This is a genomic window from Verrucosispora sp. WMMD573 (genome assembly GCF_027497175.1).
Taxonomy (GTDB): Bacteria; Actinomycetota; Actinomycetes; order Mycobacteriales; family Micromonosporaceae; genus Micromonospora.
Window position 1 is genome coordinate 5,559,978 of the sequence record NZ_CP114901.1, and the last position, 20,075, is coordinate 5,580,052.

Consider the following 20,075-nt stretch of genomic DNA (forward strand, 5'->3'; position numbering starts at 1 on the left):
GCTACAACGCTGCTACGAACGCAAAGAAGACGTGATCAACGCCTACTTCGACCTGGGGTTGACCCGGTTTGACGGACAGGGTCGATAAGTGGATCTCACGCTACCTTGCGGGTTGGCCTGCGGAAATAGGCGGTCTCCTCGTACTCGGCGGGACTCATGTAGTCCAGGGTGGAGTGGCGGCGGCGGGTGTTGTACCACCCCTCGATCCAGTCGAAGATCGCCGCGCGGGCGGCAGCACGGGTTGGCCACGCCCTCCGGTCCAACAGTTCGGTCTTGATCGTGGCGAAGAACGACTCCGCGACGGCGTTGTCCCAGCACTGTCCCCGGGAACCGACCGACAGCAGCACCTTGTGCTGTCGGGCGAGGCGGGCGTACTGCGTCGAGGTGTACTGGCAGCCTCGGTCGCTGTGGAAGATCACCTGACCGGTCGGGCGGCGGGTGGCGATGGCGTTGGACAGGGCTTGGGCCGGCAGGTCGGTGCGGAGATGGTCGGCGGTGGCCCAGCCGACGACCCGACGTGAGGCGATGTCGATCACGGTCGCGAGGTACAACCAGCCCTCCCACGTAGGATGTAGGTGATGTCACCGCACCAGCGGGTGTCGACCTCAGTCGCGGAGGTGGTGAAGTTCCGGCGGATCCGGTCGGCGGCCAGGGCCGCTGTCGGATCGGGCACGGTCGTGGTTCGCCACCGCTTCGGCATCCGTCCGCACAACCCGGCGCCCCGCATCAGTCGGGCGACCCGTTTACGGGAGTGCCGCCGGCCCTGCGCGGCGAGTTCGGCGTGCACCCGAGGCGCGCCGTAGGTGCCGGCCGAGACGGCGTGAATGTCGGAGATCCGGTCGATCAGCTCGGCATCGTCACGCTCCCGCCGCGACGGGCCGGCGCGGTGCTGGTAGTAGGCGGACCGGGAGACCTCCAACAGCTCACAGGAACGCTTCACATTCCCGTCGGGCCGTGCCTTCTCCGCCTCGATGAACGGATACACGTTCACCGGGTCTCCTTCGCGAAGAAAGCCGTGGCCCGCTTCAGGATGTCGACGTCCTCCCGCAGCCGACGGTTCTCCCGCCGCAGCCGCGCCAACTCATCCCGCTCGTCGCTGGTCAACCCATCCGACCGGGTGCCGGCGTCGAGATCGGCCTGCCTGACCCACTCCCGCACCGCGGTCTCGGTCAGATCGAAGTCCCTCGCGACCTGCGCCACCGTCCGGTCACCCCGCCGACACACCTCAACGATCTCCGCCTTGAACTCCGGCGTGAACGCCCGACGCGGCCGGCGTGGTTTCTTACCCATGCCTTCCATGATGAACATCCTCCCGAGGAGCACACAGCCCCTCTGAGCTGGGATGTCCGTCAAACCGGGTCAGGCCCACCTGACCTGGGTCGAGCGGAACTTCGGCTACGCCGTCGCGCGAGCCTTCGCCGGGCACGACGGGAAGAGTGACGCCGGTACCACGTCGACCTACGTACGCGCCGATGTGTACGAAGTCGCGCAGGCCCTGGCGGCGCTGACGGGCGAATCCCACCCGCTGGCCGAGCACAAGACAGAGGTTGACGGACCAGAACAGCGGCTCGACGGAATGTTCAGCGCGATCACCGACCGAGGTCTGAGCTAACGAGTCATGGCCGGGCGGCGCCTCGTACGTTGATGTGGCCCGCACGAACTCCATCCCGCAGAGACAGTTGTCGGCAGCGTTACCCGTAACGCTCCCGACAACCCCTGTGACCACCTCGATCCGATCTCACGGACTTTTTATGTGTCGGTGTCAGGCCCGCAGTGCTGCGTCGCCCCAGACCGCCTTATCGTTGTCGTCAAAGCCGGAAGCGTCCGAGGGGCGAAAGAATGTCACCTGAAGGCGTAGCCGTTGCCCGCCGGCCACGGACACGTCGACCCCTTCGGACCGGCCAGCGGCGAGGGTAAACTCGCGAGGCGGCTTTTGATCCACGATCACTTCGAACTTGGCTACCCGGTTGGCGTTCCGGTTCTTGTCCGACAGCCCGATGGTAGCGGTGAACCTGGCGTACCCGCTTCTCAGGTCGTATTCGACGTAGACCTGTTTGGCTTCTGACCGCCCGTAGCCCTGCGCCATGGAGATGCTGTGCACGTAGGTCTCGCCGCCCACGTTGGCGGCGCCCTTGTCGAGGGTCGTCGTCCCGCGCAACATCTGCTCGTCGGCCAGATAGATCACCCTGGGTGGAAGGCTGTCCGAAGAGGATCCACCATCCCCGCTGGTAGCTTCGTCCAGCTCCTGCCTGAGGCCATCCCGGTCCTTGCGCAGCCCGTCGATTTCTAGGGCCAACGTGTCTCGCTCGGTCTTGAGCTTAGCTATCTGCTCCGAGAGACTGGACACCTCGCCGGAGAGCGACTCAACCTGACCCTCGGCCCGGTCTTTCTGCTGGCTGACCCGCACGCTTACCACGCCGAGCAGTGCGCTCACGAGCCCTAGAACTGCGGTGCAGACACCGAGGATGGCGATGATCTTTTTGGTTCGGAGTTCCGTGGCGTTTTCCGCCGCAGGTCGTGCGTCACTGGTGCGCCCATCGCCGCTTTGCTCTTCCGCGCGGCTGTCGCGGCTCTGCTGCAACATCGAACCTCCGTTGGCGATTGCTGCATGTCGACGCGACAGGTTAGCGAGGACTTCACAAGGGAGCAATACACGTGCCGGAGTGGCGACTGATCAAGTCGGCTGTTCGAGCAGGTTTGATCGCAACCAATCAACTCTTCGAAGTTGAGCGGGATGCTCTGATCGATCCGACCCGGTGATGTGGACTCGCGACCCTTCGGTGATCATTTGAGGGTTGAGCTCAAATTGGTCACACATGAGAACTCCTAACTTTCCTAGGTTGAGCGCTACGGATATGACGTGAGGATCGTTCTGTCTGGATGTGAGGAGGGGTGAGCAGCCGCCGTGGATCGTCTCGGACGAGGTTGTGGGTCGAGATCGCGCCGTTTGTCGGGGTACTCGTTGGAGTGCAGAGCTGCGTACAGCTGATCTTGCAGAGGTTCCTGCTCAAGATCGCGACCGCGGCGCACGCGGTGCCTACCCCGTCGCAGTCGCACGGCCCAGAAAGGCTCTACCGCGCCGCTTCCGCTCCTCGCCGCTGCGCGGCTGCGGTGCGGGTCGGCTTGGTCCCGATTTGCCGCAGCACGCTCCCGGCACCCAGGCGGATCAGGCGAGCCTGTCCACGAGGACGCGCTCCACGCCAACTGGACTGAGTGGGGCATGGTCAGTGATCGCGTCTGATGAACGTCGATGGCCCGAATGATCTTCTCGGATCCGGGTGGGTACGGCAATCTCTGCACATTCAGCCGTACGCGCCTGTGCACGTACCTGTACGCCGACACCCGTTACTGCCACCCCGCTTACCACGGCGGCGGCATCCCGGTCGTAAGCCGCTGGATGACCGCAGGTTGTGCGGGATCCTGTTCGTGCTCTACACCGCGATCCCGTGGGAGTACCTGCCCCAGGAGTTGGGTTTCGGGTCGGTTGACCTGCTGGCGCATGCTGCAGGGACTGGAACAACGCCGGGGTGGCCGTGTCCCTGCGGTCCGCCGACGCCACCCGACCCGGCAACAACACCCCCGGATCATCGAAACGACAGGGGCAGGAAGTCATACCGGGCCGGGCGACCGAGGGTCCCCGGCTGGGGACGATCAAAAGGGCCTCCGATCTTGCTAACGGTCGCCGGAACAAGGCGAATCAGCTCGTGTGTCTAGGCCAACGGGTGCGGCTCGCTGGTAAGGGCTGCCACGGCGGCGGCTATCTCTTGCAGGCTGGCGCGCACGTAGGTGGTCGTGGTGCCCGTGTCGCCGCCGCTGTCGTTGTGGCCGGCGAACGCGCGGGCGACGGCGTAGCTGAAGTTCCGCTCGACCCAGGTCAGCGTGGTGTGGCGTAGCCAGTGGGTGCTGATCTGCTGGGTCGCTACCCAGGGTAGGTGTCTGCCGATGCGCTCCCACAGGTAGTCGTAACGGCGATACGTGATCGGCTTGCCGTTGCGGTAACGCAGCAGCGGCGTTGTCGGGGCGGCCGGCCGCTCCTCCACGTGCTGTTGCAGGTGCCGCATCAAGGTAGGCGACACCGGCTGCCAGCGCACCGTCTCCCCCTTCTCGTGCAGCATGATGAGGCACTGATCCGGGTCAAGGTCCGCTGGTCGTAGAGCCAGCGCTCCGCCTCGACGACAGGCTGTCTCCGTGTGTAGCCGCAGCAGCAGGCAGTCCAGAGCCGGATCGTCGCCGGTCGTGGCGGCGACCTGATTGATCTCGGCGAGCCGGGTGTCCGGCACCGCGCGGCGGGTGCTGGGCAGGCGCCGCGGTTTGGCAACCTTACGGGCGGGATTGTCCGCCTCGGCGAGATGCCCGTCGGCGACGGCGTGGTTGTAGAGACACCGCAAAGCCGCGATCAGGTGCTCCGCCGCGCTGCGACCGCCGCGGGCGTTGCGGCGCGTAACGACGTGCGCCTTGACGTGCTCGGCAAGGCGCTTGATCTCCGTCGGATCAGGCTCGTCCAACCGCCGGTCGCCCCACTCCTTGAGAACCCGGTTCCAGTAGGAGGCGTAGACCCGGCGGGTACCGGCGCTGACCGCCTCAGACACCACGGGGATGTACTCGGCGAACGTCGGTGCCGGCGGACCCGCAGGGGCGGTCTGTTGGAGGTCGCCCGGTGAGATACCGAGCCGGGACAGCAGCAGCATCGCCGCGTCAAGGTCAGCCTGGCTCGGCCGACTCGAAGATGGCTGCATGGTCATGCCGCCCCACCGTCCAACACAGCCGCATGAGATGCGGTGATCATTGCGTGCACGGCGGCCGGCGGATGGACCACAAGCCGCCCGACGGCCGGGTCAGCGACCAGCAGGACCCGACTGCCGGCGGTGAGCCCACACCAGTGCCGGACCGTCGCCGGCAACCGAACCTGACCAGGCCGAGTCACCCGGAACGCAGCGTGCGGATCGGCGGTCACGAGCACCAGGCCACCACGCACCCGGACATCCACCCGGGTACCCGGTAGCCAGCCCAGCGCAGGGATAACCACCGCTTCGGTCAGCCGACCATCACGATCGATCGCCGCCATCCCATACAGCACCGTCGGCCGCGCCTCGGGAGCAAGCTGCGCAACCGGCAAGGCACGCCGACCGTTGATCGGCTCACCCCTCGGCCCAGCGGGAACCGAGGGCGGTACAACCGCTGCCACGACCCGGGTAGTCACCACGACCACCCCCGAGACGAGGCGGGGAAGACAACGCTGGGAACTGGAGTCCGGTGGTCAAACGGGTTTGACCACCGGTACGTCACATCACGCAGATATGCGGGGAAACTGTGTCCGAGGGGTGATCGATACCGCCGCCCCACCGCCACAGCGCATGGACAATGACGTAATTACCGAATTTGGACGGTAGCTACTGGTGATGCGGATCTTGCCGACCACCTCGCCTGGCCCCCTGGCTGGTGCGCCGAAACGGAACCCTCGTGCCGAGACGACAATCGAACCGTCAACCTACGCTTACCGACCGTCACGCTCATCAACTTGTCATCGATCATCAGGATCCGTCGCTGACTTGCACAGACGCGAAAGTCGGCTTATCAACGCCTGTCGCCCACAGTGGACCCTCGGCAGGGGTTTTCGGGGGTAGACGGGGGCACCGTTGACCATTGCAACGATCGCCGCCACCCACTAATCAGGCAGGCAGGCACCCAGTCATGCGTCACGGTGCGATGCGGTGAGTGCGCTCAGCCACAACCGGGCGGCGCGGATCCCGGCCCACAACTGCTCGGCGTCGGCGTCGGTTCGCCGGGCGACCTTCATGGCCTGGTTCAGACGGCCGTTGACCACGTCGAACGGCAACCCGGACAGTCGCCTGATCGACGCGACGAGACTCAGGAGTTCGGCGCGCATCTCACTGCGGCGGTGCCCGGCCCAGGGCAGGTCGTCGAGAAGCATATGCCCGGCCATCTCCGCGTCGCCGCACGGGCCGCAGAGATCCAGCGAGTCGGTGACCGGCATCGAGGTGCACGATAGGCAGAGGAAGTTGTCACAGTGCGCACACGTGAACGAGGCGGAGTCTGCCAGGTCTGCACCCTGACCGGGATGCGTCCGGACGAGGAGACGCTCGACGGAGATGCACTCGCCGCGGCACCGCTTAAGGTTCTCCCGATGCTCCTCGGCGCGGCGGTGGGCTTGTTCGGCGGCGAATGCCCCGGCGGCGCAGTCCGCGCAGACAGTGAACTCGTCGATGACCGGGTGGCGCTGGCAGTCCATGCAGACCGGGTGATCACCCCACGCGCACCAGGACATCGATCCGGCTGCGTTGTGCCAGGCCAGGTACTGCGACTGGCACCCTTCCCAGCACAGCTGCAGGCTGTCGTCGCGCCGGTTCGTCGACGCCTTGCTATACGACACCCCTGCCTCGATCGCGTTCACGCGACGGTCAGCCTTACGGGCTCGGTTGCGGGCCACGACATCTCCTCCGTGAAGGTTCCCGCGCACCTCCACCCGAAGTTCGACATCGCAGTTTGCGAGTATGGCGGATTGGCGGCGAGTCGTAGACCCTTTGACCTCGCCTCACGGCAGATGCCCCGGCGCGGGCCGGAGCATCCCGGGGCCTTGCCCCCTGATCTTGGACACTTGAACCTGGGATCGTGATGGTCCTGGGAGTCAGGAGTCCTGAAAGATCATGGTGAATAAGCACTATCCGCCCGAGTTCAAGGCCGAGGCGGTCGCGTTGTATCGGTCCAGGCCGGGCGCGACTATCGCCTCGATCGCTGATGACCTGGGTGTGAACCGGGAGACCCTGCGCAGCTGGGTGCGGCTCGACGACGAGCGTCGTGGCGGCGGTGCGCGTACGCCACGGCCGGCCGTGGCCGGCGGCGAGGCCGCCTCGGTCGAGCAAGAGAACGCCGAGTTGCGGCGCCGGGTCCGCGAGTTGGAGGAGGAGCGGGACATTCTGCGGAAGGCGGCCCGGTATTTCGCCGGGGAGACGCGCTGGTGAACCGCTTCCAGTTCGTCGCCGACCACCAGGCACGCTACGGCGTGAAGCGGTTGTGTCAGATCCTGAACATCGCCCGGTCCAGCTTCTACTACTGGAAGGCCACCGCCGGGTCGCGAACTGCTCGTGACGCTGCGGACGCGGCTCTGGCCGCCCGGATCCGCCTTGTGCACGCCCGTCATGACGGCACCTACGGCGCGCCACGGGTCACCGCCGAGCTCCACGACCGGGGCGAGCGGGTCAACCACAAGAAAGTGGCCCGGGTGATGCGCCGCTACCGGATCCAGGGCCTGCGGCTGCGCCGGCGGGTGCAGACCACCATCGCCGACCCCGCCGCGCAGAAGGCACCGGACCTGATCGGCCGGGACTTCACCGCCGAGGCGGTGAACCAGCGCTACGTCGGCGACATCACCTACCTACCGGTCGGTGAACGCGGATTCCTTTATCTGGCAACGGTTATCGACCTGCACTCACGACGCTTGGCGGGCTGGGCGATCGCCGATCACATGCGCACTGATCTGGTCATCGACGCCCTGCACGCCACGCAACGGACCCGCGGCAGCCTCCACGGGGCGATCATGCACACCGACCACGGAGCTCAATACACGTCCAATGCCTTCGCTGCCGCCTGCACCACCGCCGGCGTTCGGCAGTCGATGAGCAAGATCGGCAGCTCCGCCGACAACGCCCTCGCCGAAGCCTTCAACGCGACCTTCAAACGCGAGACCCTGCAAGGCCGCCGAGCGTTCACCGACGAACGCGAAGCACGCCTGGCCTCGTTCCGATGGCTGCACCGCTACAACACCGTCCGCCGCCACTCGGGGCTCGGACAACAATCCCCGATCACCTACGAGAACCGCATCCGAACGACGCCCGCTATGCTGGCCCCCGCCGCATAACCCCGTGTCCAAGATCCGGGGGTAAGCCCCCCGGGCACAACCACCAAGGGGTGCACGGACGAGACAGGCTGGCACGGAGCAGCCAGAGGAAATTTAGCAGACGGTTCCACATCGACAAGCCCGGTCCCACGCACGTATCGGTCACCGCCCACGGCTGGGTCGATTGGTAGCCCTGCACCACCGCGCGAGGTCGATTGGGCCAATGTCGACTTCGCCGCCTACCCGATCAGAAGCGGCGTTCTGGTCACTAACCTGGGCAGCATGGCAGAACCCTCGGAGTACGAGCTCGCGGCATGGCGGGACATCCAGCAGTTCAAGGGCCGACCGCTGTCGGCCGCGTTACGCAACGCCGGCGAGGGCGTCTCCAACGGGGCCGCGGCACTCGGTCGCCGTGCGGCGACCTATCTGGAAAACCATCCGGGAGCCCAATCAGCCGTGTCGCGGGGGCGCGGCATCGTCGCCAAGGGTGCGAGAACCCTTGGCACCGGGGCTCGCAAGGCTGCCAGCGTCCTTCCCACCAGCGCGGCGGACTGGAGGGGCACCGCTCTGGGCTCGACGCAACGCACGGTGGCGAAGATTTCGCGAGCGGGGCTCTCCCCCAAGCAGGTGGTGAAACGCCACCAAAAGCGCGGGCACGACGTCACCAAGCTTTCCGACCTGCGGCGCCTCGACCTCGAGCAGATCCACGCGGTCCGCGGACGCGCACTGAGCTGGTACTACCCGGCTACCGCCGCAGGATCAGGAATGGTTGCGGGGCTGGTGATCTCGGGAGGCGAGCTGGTGACCGCAGTCTCCGGCGGTGCCGCGGCGGCGCCGTCGGGAGGTGCTATCTTCGGCGCTTTCGCCGGCGATGCCGCTGTTGTTCTCGGCCTGGCATCACGTGCTGTAGGCCATGTGTCACTGCTGTACGGCTACGACCCCGAGGAGCCCGTCGAAAAACTCTTCGTGCTGTCCGTCGTCAACGCCGGAACGGCCATGTCAACCAGCGCGAAGAGCGCCGCCCTGGCCGACATCTCGCGTCTCACCCAGGCGCTTGTCCGGGGCAAGACATGGAAGGTTTTGAACGAGTCGGTTGTCTCCCGGGTCGCCGTGAAGTTTTCAGAGGCATTCGGCCGCAGCCTCACAAAGAAGGGCCTTGGCAAGGTCGTACCGGTCGCCGGGATCCTGGTCGGCGGCACCCTCAACTGGACCGCCTTGGAGGGAATCGTCGACGCCGCCGACATGGCGTACCGGCGGCGGTTCCTCCTGGATAAGTACCCGCAGCTGCGTGATGAGGAGCCGCTGGAGTCGTTCGTCGAGGACGACGCTGACGACAAGTTCAGTGTGCTCGACGAACTCGCCGAGGAGGGCGGCCCCGACCTACGCTGAGCCTCACCGCATGCCGCCGACACGTCGGGCGGACTGGCGAGTCCGGGCGGCTGTCATCCTCGACGGTGCCACTCCACCGCGAGCAACAACTCTCTCGGCGGCAACGGATCTATACGCCTTCTAGTTGTTCCAGCCGACGAAGTACCGCACGTGGCAGTTCTGGCGCTTCCAAGCGGTAGGGCTTCCAGCGATCGTTGGAACCGTCCTTCATCGACGCGCTGAAGCGGTACCGCCCTCGGCTATTGGGTTCGCCAAGGGTGTCGGCATAGTCCTTGCTGGGTACGAGCCATGCCTTCATCACGATGCCGTGGACCACGTCGATCGCGACGAACAGCATGTCAAGATCGTCTCGGGGCGCGAAGGTTTGGGATCGAACGAAGGCGACGAACCCTTCGGACTGGATCCTCTTGCTGTCGGACATCCGAGCCTTCACCTGCACGGCCAGCGTTGCCGTGGACCCCCGCCGATGAAAGACAAGGTCAACACCTTCATCGTCAACCAGCGACGTAGACACATTGAGAGCCCCTCGCGTCGCGAGGATGCAGAAAGCAGCGACCAGGTGCTCAGCAGCCTTCCCCATACGGCCGGCGTCCGCTGACTTGAGTGTGTAGTCGTCGTCCCCCTCTTCGTCCACACGCCTAACATAGTGCCGTCAGCCCGACGCTCTCTCATGCCGCATCCTCGAGTTCACCGGGATACTGTGTCGGCGGCGGCGTTATTTGCTGCCGGTACGGGTCCGTGGTCGCTGGCTATCGGCGTTTGGGGATCCGGACGTCGCATGCACCAGCTCGCACTGCTACCGCCTGACTGTCGTAGGTATGCGGCATCCTTCATGCGAAGCTCCGGGGGGAGAGGTACCGGGATGGACCAGGCGACAAAGTTGCGCGAGCAGGAGCTCGCGTCGATCCGGCTCCACGTAGGCGAGGATCTTCGTGAGACCGAGCTGAAAATCCTCGACGAGCGCGGCGGCGCCCAGGAGCTGATCCGCCAGCAATACTCCGGCCGTTATCCGTTCGAGCTCTTGCAAAATGCCAACGACGCAGCGGTCGACGGCGGTGTCCGGGGTCGGGCGTCCTTCCTACTCACCGAGACGGCCTTGATAGTCGCCGATGACGGGTCAGGCTTCGAGGACAGGCACGTCGCTGCGATCTGTTCTCTTGGACGGTCTTCCAAAGGGCCGGGCACGGCCGTGGGGCACAAAGGGCTCGGTTTCAAATCCGTCGGCGAGATCACCGACCGACCACAGATCTACTCGGCGCAGACGTCGTTCGAGTTCGACGGCGCCCGGCTGCGCCGAGAAGTAGCCGCCATCATGGGAGACCTGCCCACCGGCCAGCGGCTGCCGATCTATGCGTTTCCGTTCCCGGTCACGGTGGCCGATCTGGAGCATGACGCCGACGAAGTACGCCGCCTACGGGATGAGGGGTTCCGTACGGTCATCCGGTTGCCCCTGCGGGTCGGGGTTGACCGGCAGACGGTTGCCAAACATCTGGTCACGTACCTTCGGCCGCGTCTGCTGCTCTTCCTGCCTGGGATCGACCACCTCGATCTGCAAGGCACCGCCGCAGATTTTTCGGCGCGAGTGACACGACCGAGCGTCGACGGCGAGGAGCGGGTGTCGCTCCACACCGGGACCGGCGCCGAGGAGTGGCTGATCTACCGTCACGAGGCGCGACCGGCACCCGATGTTCTGGATCCTCTTGGCGAGGCGTGGGCAGACGTCACGACGGTGCGTTGGGCAGTGGCCGTACCGCTCGACGGAGCGGGCCAGCCGCGTACCGACGAGACGTTCCCTCTGCACGTGTACTTCCCCACGGATGAAGATCCGGGCCTGCACCTCATGATCCACGCCGAGTGGGTTCTGGGTATGGACCGGCGTCAGCTGAGCACCGCGCCGGAAGCTCAGCCGTACAACGAGATGCTTCTCGATTACCTGGCCGCGTCGGTCGAGCGGGTCGCAGCCGACGTGGTGCGGCGCTGGAACGCTTCGACGGCAGCAGTCATCGCCCTTGTACCTGCTGTCGCCCCGGCCAGCGCGGGCGCTGGGCAAATCCTGCGTAGCCGCTGGCAGGATGCCCTGTCTAGGGCGCCGTTCTTGCCAGTCGCTGACGGTTCGCTGGCCCAGCCTGTCGATGTCAGTTTGCTTCCGGAGACCCTGCCGAACTGCAGTATCGCGCATGAGCTGGCCGACATCGACGGCGAGCGAACGTTACGTCCAGACATCGAGCAGCTGGCCTCGGTACGGTCGTTTCTCACGGGACACGTGGGTGTCGAGCCGATGAGTGTCGAAGGGTTCCTCGCAGTCCTACGGCCACCGCACCTCGAGAGTGCGGCGGCTTACTACGGTTTCCTCGCCGAGTGGCGGGAACGGGCCGGTCGACAGCTGCTGCCCGCGCTCCGCGACGTGCCGTGCGTGCTGACGGTGGACGGCGCCCTGATGGTTGCCGCGAAGCAGCCGGTGTTCTTCCCCAGAGCCCGTGGTCATACGCCGATTCCCCTCGATCTTCCGGTGCCAATCGCAGAGGTGCCGGAGGTCGACGGCGCGGAGGCGCTCCTTAAGGAGCTGGGTGTCCGGCCCTTCGAATGGCGGGATCTCATCCGCGACTTCCTCCTCGCAATTCTGACGAATCCGGACGAGGAGCCGGAACTGCGTGGCCGAGCTATGGCGGGGATGCGTGCTTATCACCAGGTTCGCTTGTCAGGAAGTGAAGCGTTGGCGCCAGCCCTGGGTAGCGTCCTGTTGCAGGCTCGCACGGTGGCGGGCGAGCGTCGGGAGCTGCGCCCCGCAGGTTCTCTCTACTTCGGCGAGAACTGGACCGGCTCAGGCGACCTTGAGGTCATCTATGGGCCGTTCGGGAATGCCGAGTTCCTGGCATCAGACCCTCCGACCGATTCCGAGCAGCGGCGCATCGACCGGGACTTCTACGAGATGCTAGGCGTACGGGACCACCCGCGACTTTACGAGGCGAAGACCGGTAGCTCCGCCAGCTATCCGCTGGCGGGTTCAGACCATGTCAAAGGCGCGGCCATGTTCAGCGCCTGGCGCGCGCAGCCAACTGTCCAGGCGACCGCAATCTGCCCACAGGGTCACGCATACTCCCAGCAGCTACGGGTTTCCTATCGGCTGGACCGCCACGAGGATCTCATTACGAGCCTTGACCGGCAGCGGCTCGAGGCGCTTTGGCGGCAACTGGCCCTGCGCTGGGGTGATGTCTACGGGCCCGCCATGGTGGCAGTGTTTCATTGCAGCCAGTCGCAGCACAGCGGGGAACGCGACCGCCAGTGCCCGTCATTGTTCGCCTATACCCTGCAATCTCAGCGCTGGCTGCCCGTACACCGCGGCACCACGGCCGAACTAGCCCTGCCTGGCGACGCCTGGATCGGCGCCCGGGAGATGCCCAAGCGGATCCTGGAGCGAATCCCCCGAATCAGCGCGCCGATGCTCAAGATCAAGGGCGGCTTGGCACTGTCCCATGCCCTGGGTGTGACCGACGCCAGCAGGCCCGCGGTCGCCGACCTGCTTAAGCTGCTGGCCGACATCGCCGAGGAGTCGGACCGCCTTGGGCAAACCAACCGTGAGATCGACCTAGCAGCCCGGTGGGTCGTCCGCGCCCTTGATGACGTTCTGACCGACGAGCCGTCACACGCCGATCCGGATTCGGTCCGAGTACTTGCGCGGCATGGGGGGCGGACCTTGTTCGTCGCACGACCGCCATACACCGACGACCCACTGTTGCGTGAGACCTGGGAACAGCAGCGTCCGGTGCTCAATGCCGACCAGCGGCTCGGCCGGCTGGTGCGATACCTCTCGCTGACCAGGCTGGACGACGCAGTCACCACAACACCTGTGCCGTACGGCGAACACTTCGGCGACGATGTCCACCGGGGGGTATCGAGGACGATCGCGGAGGCCAAACCGTACGTTCTGGCATTGGTCCGGGCCGAAAACAGCCGATCCGAGAACATCGCCCGTAACGCCCTCACCAGGCTAGACCTTGTGATCTGTGACAGTCTCGTGCTGCGGTATGAACACGACGGCCACAGCATCGAACGTGAGGATGCTACCTGTTTCATCGCGGAACGGCGTAGCGCGCGCCACCACCTGATCGGCACCGCGTACCTCGAACTGGAGCGAGACACCGGTGAACCGCACTGGTTCCCGTTCGGCAGGCAGCTTGCCCAGCATCTTGGCGTGCCCACTTTGGCTGACGCCATCACGATGGTCTTCACCACGGCATACGACGATCGCCGTCGGATGATGGCCGACCGGCAGATTCGGCCCGAGGACGTCAACGAGGCTCGCGATCTACTCGGGCTGGCCGATGACGAGGAGCTCGACGCGCTGTCCGAGAGCTTTGAAGCTTCGATTGGCGAACCGGATATCATCCGTTCGCGACCAGCAGTAGCGGCGGGCACGACCGAGGCTCCTGCCGACAGTCCAGTGCTGTCCGGGAGCTCTGCACCATCGGGCAGAACAGCACCACCCAACGACTCTGGATCACCCGACGCTCAGAAGCCGACCCCACCGCAGATTGCCGAGGTTGATTACGAGCACGTACACATCGTCGATGGCCGGTTGAGTCCGCTGGACGGGAAGGTTTCCTCGACGCACTCGAGCGGCTTCGGTGGCGGCGGCCCCGCTCCGACCCTGCAAAGCGAAGCGGACAAACGCCGGGTGGGTCGACGCGGTGAAGAGATCGTGTTCACCAAAGAGCGCGCGCGCCTACAAGCCGCGGGCAAGGACCCGAACCGGGTTGTCTGGGTGTCCAAGGACTACGAGACAGCCCCGTTTGATATCCGCAGCGTCGATGACGATGACCAGACGATCTACATCGAAGTGAAGGCCACCAAAGCGGACAACCCTGGCGAGCCTTTCTACATCTCCCATGCGGAACTACTGGAGGCTGCCCTGCATCGCAACCGCTACTACATCTACCGAGTCACTAGGACCGACTCCTCCGCACCAATGATCACGAGGGTCGCCGACCCGCTCAGCGAGATCAAAGACGGCCGAGGGCGGCTCTTGCTGTCCCAGGCACGAATGGCACTCGGGTTCGCTGCGCCCGAGTGACTTTGGCCGCCCGGTGTCGCCCACTGCTCTGCCTGCGAGTTCGTCAGCAGCCGTAAAGCTGCGCAACGTTGACAAGAGTCGACAACATACGCTCCTCGACTATCGCCAGCCCTAGCCCAGACAAGAGTCAGGTTGGCGGGGTAGTAGCTGCGCCACTCGCCGCGCAGACCACCACTTACCTTAACCTCCTACACATCACCGAGGTTTGCCGTTGTGGGCCTGACCCGGTTTGACGGACATCCCAGCTCAGAGGGGCTGTGTGCTTCTCGGGAGGGTGTTCATCATGGAAGGCATGGGTAAGAAACCACGTCGGCCGCGTCGGGCGTTCACGCCGGAGTTCAAGGCGGAGATCGTCGAGGTGTGCCGGCGGGGTGACCGGACGGTAGCGCAGGTCGCGAGGGACTTCGACCTGACCGAGACCGCGGTGCGGGAGTGGGTCAGGCAGGCCGACCTCGACGCCGGCACCCGGTCGGATGGGTTGACCCAGCGATGAGCGTGACGAGTTGGCGCGGTTGCGGCGGGAGAACCGCCGGTTGCGGGAGGATGTTGACATCCTGAAACGGGCCACGGCTTTCTTCGCGAAGGAGACCTCCCAATGACGTTGTCAAGCCGCGGTAGCGGCAGGCGGTATGGGTTGGTAGCACCGTCTGTCACGCAGGAGTGCCCACAGGACGTTGACTCGGCGGCGGGCGAGTGCGAGTACGGCCTGGGTGTGCCGTTTACCCTCGCCGCGTTTGCGATCGTAGAAGCGCCGCGACTCGGTGCAGCGTTGGATGCTGATCAGCGCGGAGGTGTAGAAGACGCGCTGAAGGCCTCGGTGGTAGCGGCGTGGGCGGTGCAGGTTGCCGCTGACGCGTCCGGAATCGCGGGGCGAGGGAGCCAGACCGGCGAAGCCGGCCAGCCGGTCCGGCGTGCCGAAGGCGTCGAGGTCGCCGCCGGTGGCGGCCAGGAACTCAGCGCCGAGCAGCGCGCCGATGCCGGGCACGCTGGAGATCACTTCGGCGAGTTCGTGCTCATGAAACCGGCCCTCGATGAGCTTGTCGATCTCGCTGACTTTCTCGTTGAGGGCGATCACCTCCTCGGCGAGGGTGTGAACCATCTGGGCGGTGAGCCTCTCGCCGGGCAGGGCGGTGTGTTGCCGGCTGGCGGCCTCGACAGCGGTGGCGGCGATGGTGTCGGCCGAGCGGACTTTGCGGTTACGCAGCCAGGTCTGCAACCGTGCGACGCCGGCACGGCGAAGAGCTGCGGGGGTCTGGTAGCCGGTCAGCAGCACCAACGGGCCGTGGTTGGTCAGGTCCAGGGCGCGTTCCAGCGCGGGGAAGATGTTCAACAACTGCTCGCGCAGTCGGTTGATGGTGCGGGTCCGGTCGGCTACCAGGTCGCTGCGGCGGGCGGTGAGGATCTTCAACTCGACGGTCGCCTCGTCTCCCGGACGCACCGGGTTGAGGTCGCGGCGCATTCGTGCCTGGTCGGCGATCACCGCGGCGTCGCGGGCATCGGTCTTGCCGGTTCCGCGATAGCCGGCGGCGGCCCGGTTCACCGCGAGACCAGAGATATAGACCAGCCGCTGGTCATGGTTGATCAGCAAGGCGATCAGCAGGGCCGCACCGCCGTCGGCCACGTCGACCGCCCACGTGACCTCGTCGCTCAGTGCCAGCACATCGGCCAGCAGCGTCAGCAGCTCCCCTTCCTCGTTGGCCACTCGCCGCGACAGCAGCCGGTCCCCGTTCTGGTCGACAACCACGCAGTGGTGATGTGCCTTGCCGATATCTACGCCGGCCCACACCTTGGGCACGGTCACCTCCACGAGCTCGTTGGTGCGTCGGTCCGCAGACGACCTCGCCGGCATGGTCCTACACAGCGATCTACTCGCAACTCCCAATCGGCGGCCGAGTCGTCGCGGGGTGCTGGGCGGCCAGGTCTCCTGAGCCATGAACGGCAACCCGATGAAAGCCACACCCAGCACCCCCGGATGAGCCAACCCTACGAACAGGGCGGTCATCACGATCAAGAAGGTAGGACCGCCCATTTCCGCAGGCCAACCAGCAAGGTAGCGTGAGATCCACTTATCGACCCTGTCCGTCAAACCGGGTCAACCCCACCGTCACATCCGGCTCGACAAGCGTCCGGCGACCTACGCGAGCATCGTCAACTGATCACTCGTAGCACCAGCCGGACCGCTGACCAGTGCAGCATCCCCGCGCTCGAGGTTTTGTCGGGTCACCGACACTCGCAACTTGAATAAAGCGCGGGGCACTTGGCGTTCCTCACGGCCCGGAGACGCGGTCCGCAGCGGCGGGGCTCCCGGTTTCGGGCCAAGGCGGCGATGCGCGCCCAGGTGGTCGAGCAAGGCCGGCATCTCGGTGGCCGACCGCCCTACGGCTACCGGCTGGCCGACGCGGGCCCGCACCCGAACCGGGCACACGCCAAATGGGGACGCATGGCCCACCGGCTGGAACCTGACCCGTCCACTGCACCGCATGTGCACTGGATGTTCGCCCAGCGCCTCGCCGGCCGCAGCATCGCCGGAATCGCCCGCGACCTCAACGATCGGCAGGTGCCCTGCCCGTCCCGCGTCGATCCCGGCCGCAACCCGCACCGCAGCGGCACGGGATGGACGCTACGCACGGTGGCGGCGATCCTCGCCAACCCTCGCTACACCGGCCGGCAGGTCTGGAACCGGCAGCACACCGACCGCGGCCCACTCGACGCCGCCGATGATCTCCTCGGCCAGTCGGAGGCACGCCGCTGGAACCTGATGCAGCAATGGGTGATTTTCCGGGACATCGCGCATCCGCCGCTGGTCAGCGAGCAGGACTTCGTCGCCGCCCAACAGGCCAACGCCCTGCTCGCACCGGCCGACGGCGCGAGCGGGCGCCACCTGCTCACCGGGCTGATCCGCTGCCAGGAATGCGGACGGATCCTTGACGCCCACTGGGTCAATAAGCACGCCGCCTACCGCTGCCGCCACGGCCACCGCACCGCCTCAACGGGTGACGCGCCCCGGCCGCGCAACGTCTACATCCACGAAGCCAAAGCGATCACACAACTCGCCGAATGGATCGGCATCCCGGCCGCCGACCCCACGGTCACCGACGCGCTACTCGAACACGAGCTCCACGTCACCTGCGCGATCGGCGGGACCCTGACCATCACCAAGATCTCCGACGCGGCCACCGCGCATCGACTACCCGCGATCCCGCACCAGCGCAGGACAGCAGAAACCCCCACCGAGACGCTCCATCTACCGTGAAGACCATCCGTGGGGGTTAACGTGTCCGAGGCCCAACACGAACCAAATTCCCATATCCGCCCGTGGCCGATATGGATGTCATGTTGGCGTAGCGATACGCGTGGGCGGGCGCCGAATCGTCCCGGGGTTTCCGGCCAACTACAACTTCTCGACGGGAGTGACGCCAGGACCACCGAGGCGTTCAGCGGTGGGCGCGGCGACGCCGTGATCTTATCCGGGTGGTCACGGCGTCTGCACGCCCGCGTCGGAGTCTACGCGTCGTGGTGGGGGACGCATGAAAATCTCACCAAGCCCTGGGTTGCCCTCGATGACTGCGACGGCCAGGCTACCCGCTACGCCTTCGGCTATGCCGATCCAGTTGGGCAGTTCAAGGTCAGATGCCTTGGTTCGGCAGTGGTTGGTGAGCATGTCGTCGAGTTGTGGGCGCATAAGCCGGAAGTCAGCCATGACGGTGACTCCGAGCCTGTCGGCGAACACCTGAGTGATGTTGGACCACCCCTGTTCTCGGGCCTTGCGCTGGACATGTCGTAGTCCGGTATCCCACTTGTCGCGCGAGTCATCGTCTCCGTCCAGCAGCGCGATTGCGGCCAGCATCCAGTGCTCCGGTCTCCGTGTCTCCAGCCGGTGCAGAAGCTGCTTCAGCGTTGGCGGGATCGGCTGTTCCGGCTTGTCCGCCGGGACGGTCCGGACACCTTGCCTGGTGAAGTACCAGTCGTCAATCATCTCTGTGAAGCTCAGTAGGCGGAATGCGTCGGGCGGGTGCTCGGCATCGAAATAGTCGTCGAAGAATAGGCCCTTCGCAATGTAGTAGCCGACCCAGTCGAGCTCATCGTGCGTCTGGATACGACCATCTCGTTCAAGGCGCTGGCGGCGCAGCATGTAGTGACCGAGCTGGCTGCCTTGAAGAAGGTCGGTGACGGCCATCAGATCGGTCAGCGACAGGACCCAGGGGACGTGTCTGTCTGCCGGGAGAGTCCCGATCTTCCGCAGCGCGTGGGTTTCGGTCGCCCAGACGGTCACATCGTCGAGGCAGACTACAACCTCGATCCGGAGTGGCGTGGCGAGCGCTTGCGCCTGTTCGTCGGTGAAACCCAGCGCTGCACTGCCATGCGCGCTGATTTCCGTCGCCAGGTCCTCATGCTGCTCTGCGGCGGATTGAATGAGGTCCTTCAGGTTGCGAACCATGCGGTCGGACGACCCTCGGCGAGCGGGTGCGGTCATTCGGCCAGCCTTGCACTGTATCCGGACGCCAAGGTCATCCGCACGAACAAGCCCGTCAAGATCACTATTTGTGGTCGGCGAGGACCACTTGACGTTTGTCCACCACTCGCTACCAGGCAGAGCATCGACGAGCCTCTTCGTGGCTTCAAGCTCCACAAAGTCGCCACGCGACGCAACGTATCGATCCCATACGCGCTTCTCCTTGTGAAGAGCATCCTCCATCAACGGCCTGATCGCCTCGATGGCGGTCGACGGAGCGGGCAGCAGGTAGCCGTCACCCATATTGAGGATTGGCCGAAGGGTGATGGGGTGCGCACCCACAGGATAGGCGTGGTGGTCGACGTTGAACTCCGACGGCGGACACGTGAATGCATCGAGGAACGCCTGGCATGTGAGCAGGTCAAGCCCTGCTTCCTCGGCAAGGTCTTCGCAGGTGATCACGGCGAGCGACCTGGCATCCAGGAAAACCCACGCCGACATGAGGGTCACGATCTGCTGCTTTGCCTGCGTGGGCGTCATCGACAAAACGGCCACCGGAAATGGAGTGCCACTCACATCGCGACGCCGACGGGCCCGCTTGAGCATTCGCTCCATCTCCCGGCGAGCCGCACCCGCCTCGCGCCCGCGTAGCTCCAGCCGCTTTGCTGTCACCGACCTGATCGCCTCGAACAACGTGAGTGCGTCACCGACGGTGAACCCGAGGATCCTGCGGCACTCGGTGTCGAACGGGGCGAGGCAGCCATGGAGCACGCACAACAGATGCTCGGCGTACCCGGTTCCCCGGACGCCCATCGAATGCATTCGAGTTTTGAGCGCATACTCAACAGTCGCGTCGTCTGGACGAGCGCGGCGGGCTTCCATCGCGTCGAGCATGGTCAGCCAGGTCGCCGTGTCGAACATCTCCCGGACCAGCTCGATTGCCTCGCCAGCCAGTTCGCGCTGCCGCATTGGGTCAACACCCTCACGGCGCACGATGCCCGTACCCAGGACTTGGAGCGCCAAGTATTCAAGGTGCGCCGGCGAGCGATCATTCTCGGACTCCCGGAACGTGTCCGGATCGAACATCAGATAGCCAAGGGAGAGGAAACCAAGGAGATCCGCTGGATCTGCCTCCTGAAGAACCTCGACAAGCCGGACCCGCCGGTCGACCTGGAGCTGACGCAACTCCTCGCGCTGCCCCAGGATCTCGACCACTCTCACGGCACGCTCCTCGGGAGACCCAACGCCCTCCATCGTGATGTACTGCCCGTGCCGAGCGATCCGCCCAAGGCTGCTCTCCAACACCT

15 protein-coding genes and 2 pseudogenes are annotated in these 20,075 nt (G+C 65.5%); 8 read left to right on the forward strand and 9 right to left on the reverse strand.

Annotation, left to right across the window (positions count from 1 at the left end):
• Window positions 1-95: 95 nt before the first annotated feature.
• The 3 genes and pseudogenes from O7601_RS25190 to O7601_RS25200 form a co-directional block, all read right to left on the reverse strand.
• Window positions 96-551 (reverse strand): IS3 family transposase, encoded by a 456-nt coding sequence (locus O7601_RS25190; RefSeq protein ID WP_281563572.1) that lies wholly within the window; start codon window positions 549-551, stop codon window positions 96-98.
• Window positions 533-991 carry an IS3 family transposase gene (locus O7601_RS25195; RefSeq protein ID WP_281563573.1) on the reverse strand — a complete coding sequence of 153 codons (459 nt, stop codon included), beginning with the start codon at window positions 989-991 and terminating at the stop codon, window positions 533-535. The genes O7601_RS25190 and O7601_RS25195 overlap by 19 nt, the downstream gene beginning before the upstream one ends.
• Window positions 992-1,008: 17 nt before the next feature.
• Window positions 1,009-1,308, reverse strand: a pseudogene (locus O7601_RS25200) (transposase); the annotation flags it as partial.
• Window positions 1,309-1,342: 34 nt separating this feature from the next.
• On the opposite strand from O7601_RS25200, the gene O7601_RS25205 reads away from it, so the two are divergent.
• Window positions 1,343-1,612: a hypothetical protein gene (locus O7601_RS25205; protein WP_281563574.1), complete on the forward strand. Its 270-nt coding sequence runs from the start codon at window positions 1,343-1,345 to the stop codon at window positions 1,610-1,612.
• Between the two features lie 150 nt (window positions 1,613-1,762).
• Here the strand turns inward: O7601_RS25205 and O7601_RS25210 are convergent, their stop codons facing one another.
• Complete coding sequence (locus O7601_RS25210; protein ID WP_281563575.1) at window positions 1,763-2,584, reverse strand: NPCBM/NEW2 domain-containing protein; 822 nt, start codon at window positions 2,582-2,584, stop codon at window positions 1,763-1,765.
• A gap of 716 nt (window positions 2,585-3,300) precedes the next feature.
• Between O7601_RS25210 and O7601_RS25215 the strand changes: the two are divergent.
• Window positions 3,301-3,530: pseudogene (locus O7601_RS25215) on the forward strand (transposase); the annotation flags it as partial.
• Window positions 3,531-3,710: 180 nt separating this feature from the next.
• Here the strand turns inward: O7601_RS25215 and O7601_RS25220 are convergent.
• Window positions 3,711-4,742, reverse strand: coding sequence for a site-specific integrase (locus O7601_RS25220; protein ID WP_281563576.1), 1,032 nt, complete (start codon window positions 4,740-4,742; stop codon window positions 3,711-3,713).
• Window positions 4,743-4,807: 65 nt separating this feature from the next.
• Between O7601_RS25220 and O7601_RS25225 the strand changes: the two genes are divergently transcribed.
• Window positions 4,808-5,002, forward strand: coding sequence for a hypothetical protein (locus O7601_RS25225; RefSeq protein ID WP_281563577.1), 195 nt, complete (start codon window positions 4,808-4,810; stop codon window positions 5,000-5,002).
• 687 nt (window positions 5,003-5,689) lie between these two features.
• Here the strand turns inward: O7601_RS25225 and O7601_RS25230 are convergent.
• Window positions 5,690-6,448 (reverse strand): hypothetical protein, encoded by a 759-nt coding sequence (locus O7601_RS25230; RefSeq protein ID WP_281563578.1) that lies wholly within the window; start codon window positions 6,446-6,448, stop codon window positions 5,690-5,692.
• 217 nt (window positions 6,449-6,665) lie between these two features.
• On the opposite strand from O7601_RS25230, the gene O7601_RS25235 reads away from it, so the two are divergent.
• Both O7601_RS25235 and O7601_RS25240 read left to right on the forward strand, forming a co-directional pair.
• A protein-coding gene (locus tag O7601_RS25235) for an IS3 family transposase (RefSeq protein WP_281562163.1) occupies window positions 6,666-7,876 on the forward strand; the annotation gives its coding sequence in 2 pieces (ribosomal slippage) (window positions 6,666-6,966 and window positions 6,966-7,876; 1,212 coding nt in all).
• A 261-nt stretch (window positions 7,877-8,137) separates the two neighbouring features.
• Entirely contained in the window at window positions 8,138-9,244 is a 1,107-nt protein-coding gene (locus tag O7601_RS25240) for an EcsC family protein (RefSeq protein ID WP_281563579.1), read from the forward strand.
• A 109-nt stretch (window positions 9,245-9,353) separates the two neighbouring features.
• On the opposite strand, the gene O7601_RS25245 is transcribed toward O7601_RS25240, so the two are convergent.
• Window positions 9,354-9,878, reverse strand: a complete 525-nt coding sequence (locus O7601_RS25245; protein WP_281563580.1) for a hypothetical protein — start codon at window positions 9,876-9,878, stop codon at window positions 9,354-9,356.
• Window positions 9,879-10,106: 228 nt separating this feature from the next.
• Here O7601_RS25245 and O7601_RS25250 point away from each other — a divergent pair, with 228 nt between their 5' ends.
• Together O7601_RS25250 and O7601_RS25255 are read left to right on the forward strand one after the other, a co-directional pair.
• Complete coding sequence (locus O7601_RS25250) at window positions 10,107-14,315, forward strand: DUF3883 domain-containing protein (protein ID WP_281563581.1); 4,209 nt, start codon at window positions 10,107-10,109, stop codon at window positions 14,313-14,315.
• 292 nt (window positions 14,316-14,607) lie between these two features.
• The gene (locus O7601_RS25255; RefSeq protein WP_281563582.1) at window positions 14,608-14,808 is read left to right on the forward strand and encodes a transposase; all 201 of its coding nucleotides are present in this window, start codon (window positions 14,608-14,610) and stop codon (window positions 14,806-14,808) included.
• A gap of 111 nt (window positions 14,809-14,919) precedes the next feature.
• Here O7601_RS25255 and O7601_RS25260 read toward each other — a convergent pair whose 3' ends face one another.
• Window positions 14,920-16,116, reverse strand: coding sequence for an IS110 family transposase (locus O7601_RS25260; protein WP_281563583.1), 1,197 nt, complete (start codon window positions 16,114-16,116; stop codon window positions 14,920-14,922).
• Between the two features lie 525 nt (window positions 16,117-16,641).
• On the opposite strand from O7601_RS25260, the gene O7601_RS25265 reads away from it, so the two are divergent.
• Entirely contained in the window at window positions 16,642-17,568 is a 927-nt protein-coding gene (locus tag O7601_RS25265) for a recombinase family protein (RefSeq protein WP_281563584.1), read from the forward strand.
• A gap of 222 nt (window positions 17,569-17,790) precedes the next feature.
• Here the strand turns inward: O7601_RS25265 and O7601_RS25270 are convergent, their stop codons facing one another.
• A complete protein-coding gene (locus O7601_RS25270; protein ID WP_281563585.1) occupies window positions 17,791-19,989 on the reverse strand; it encodes a hypothetical protein in 2,199 nt (732 codons plus the stop codon).
• Window positions 19,990-20,075: the final 86 nt, after the last annotated feature.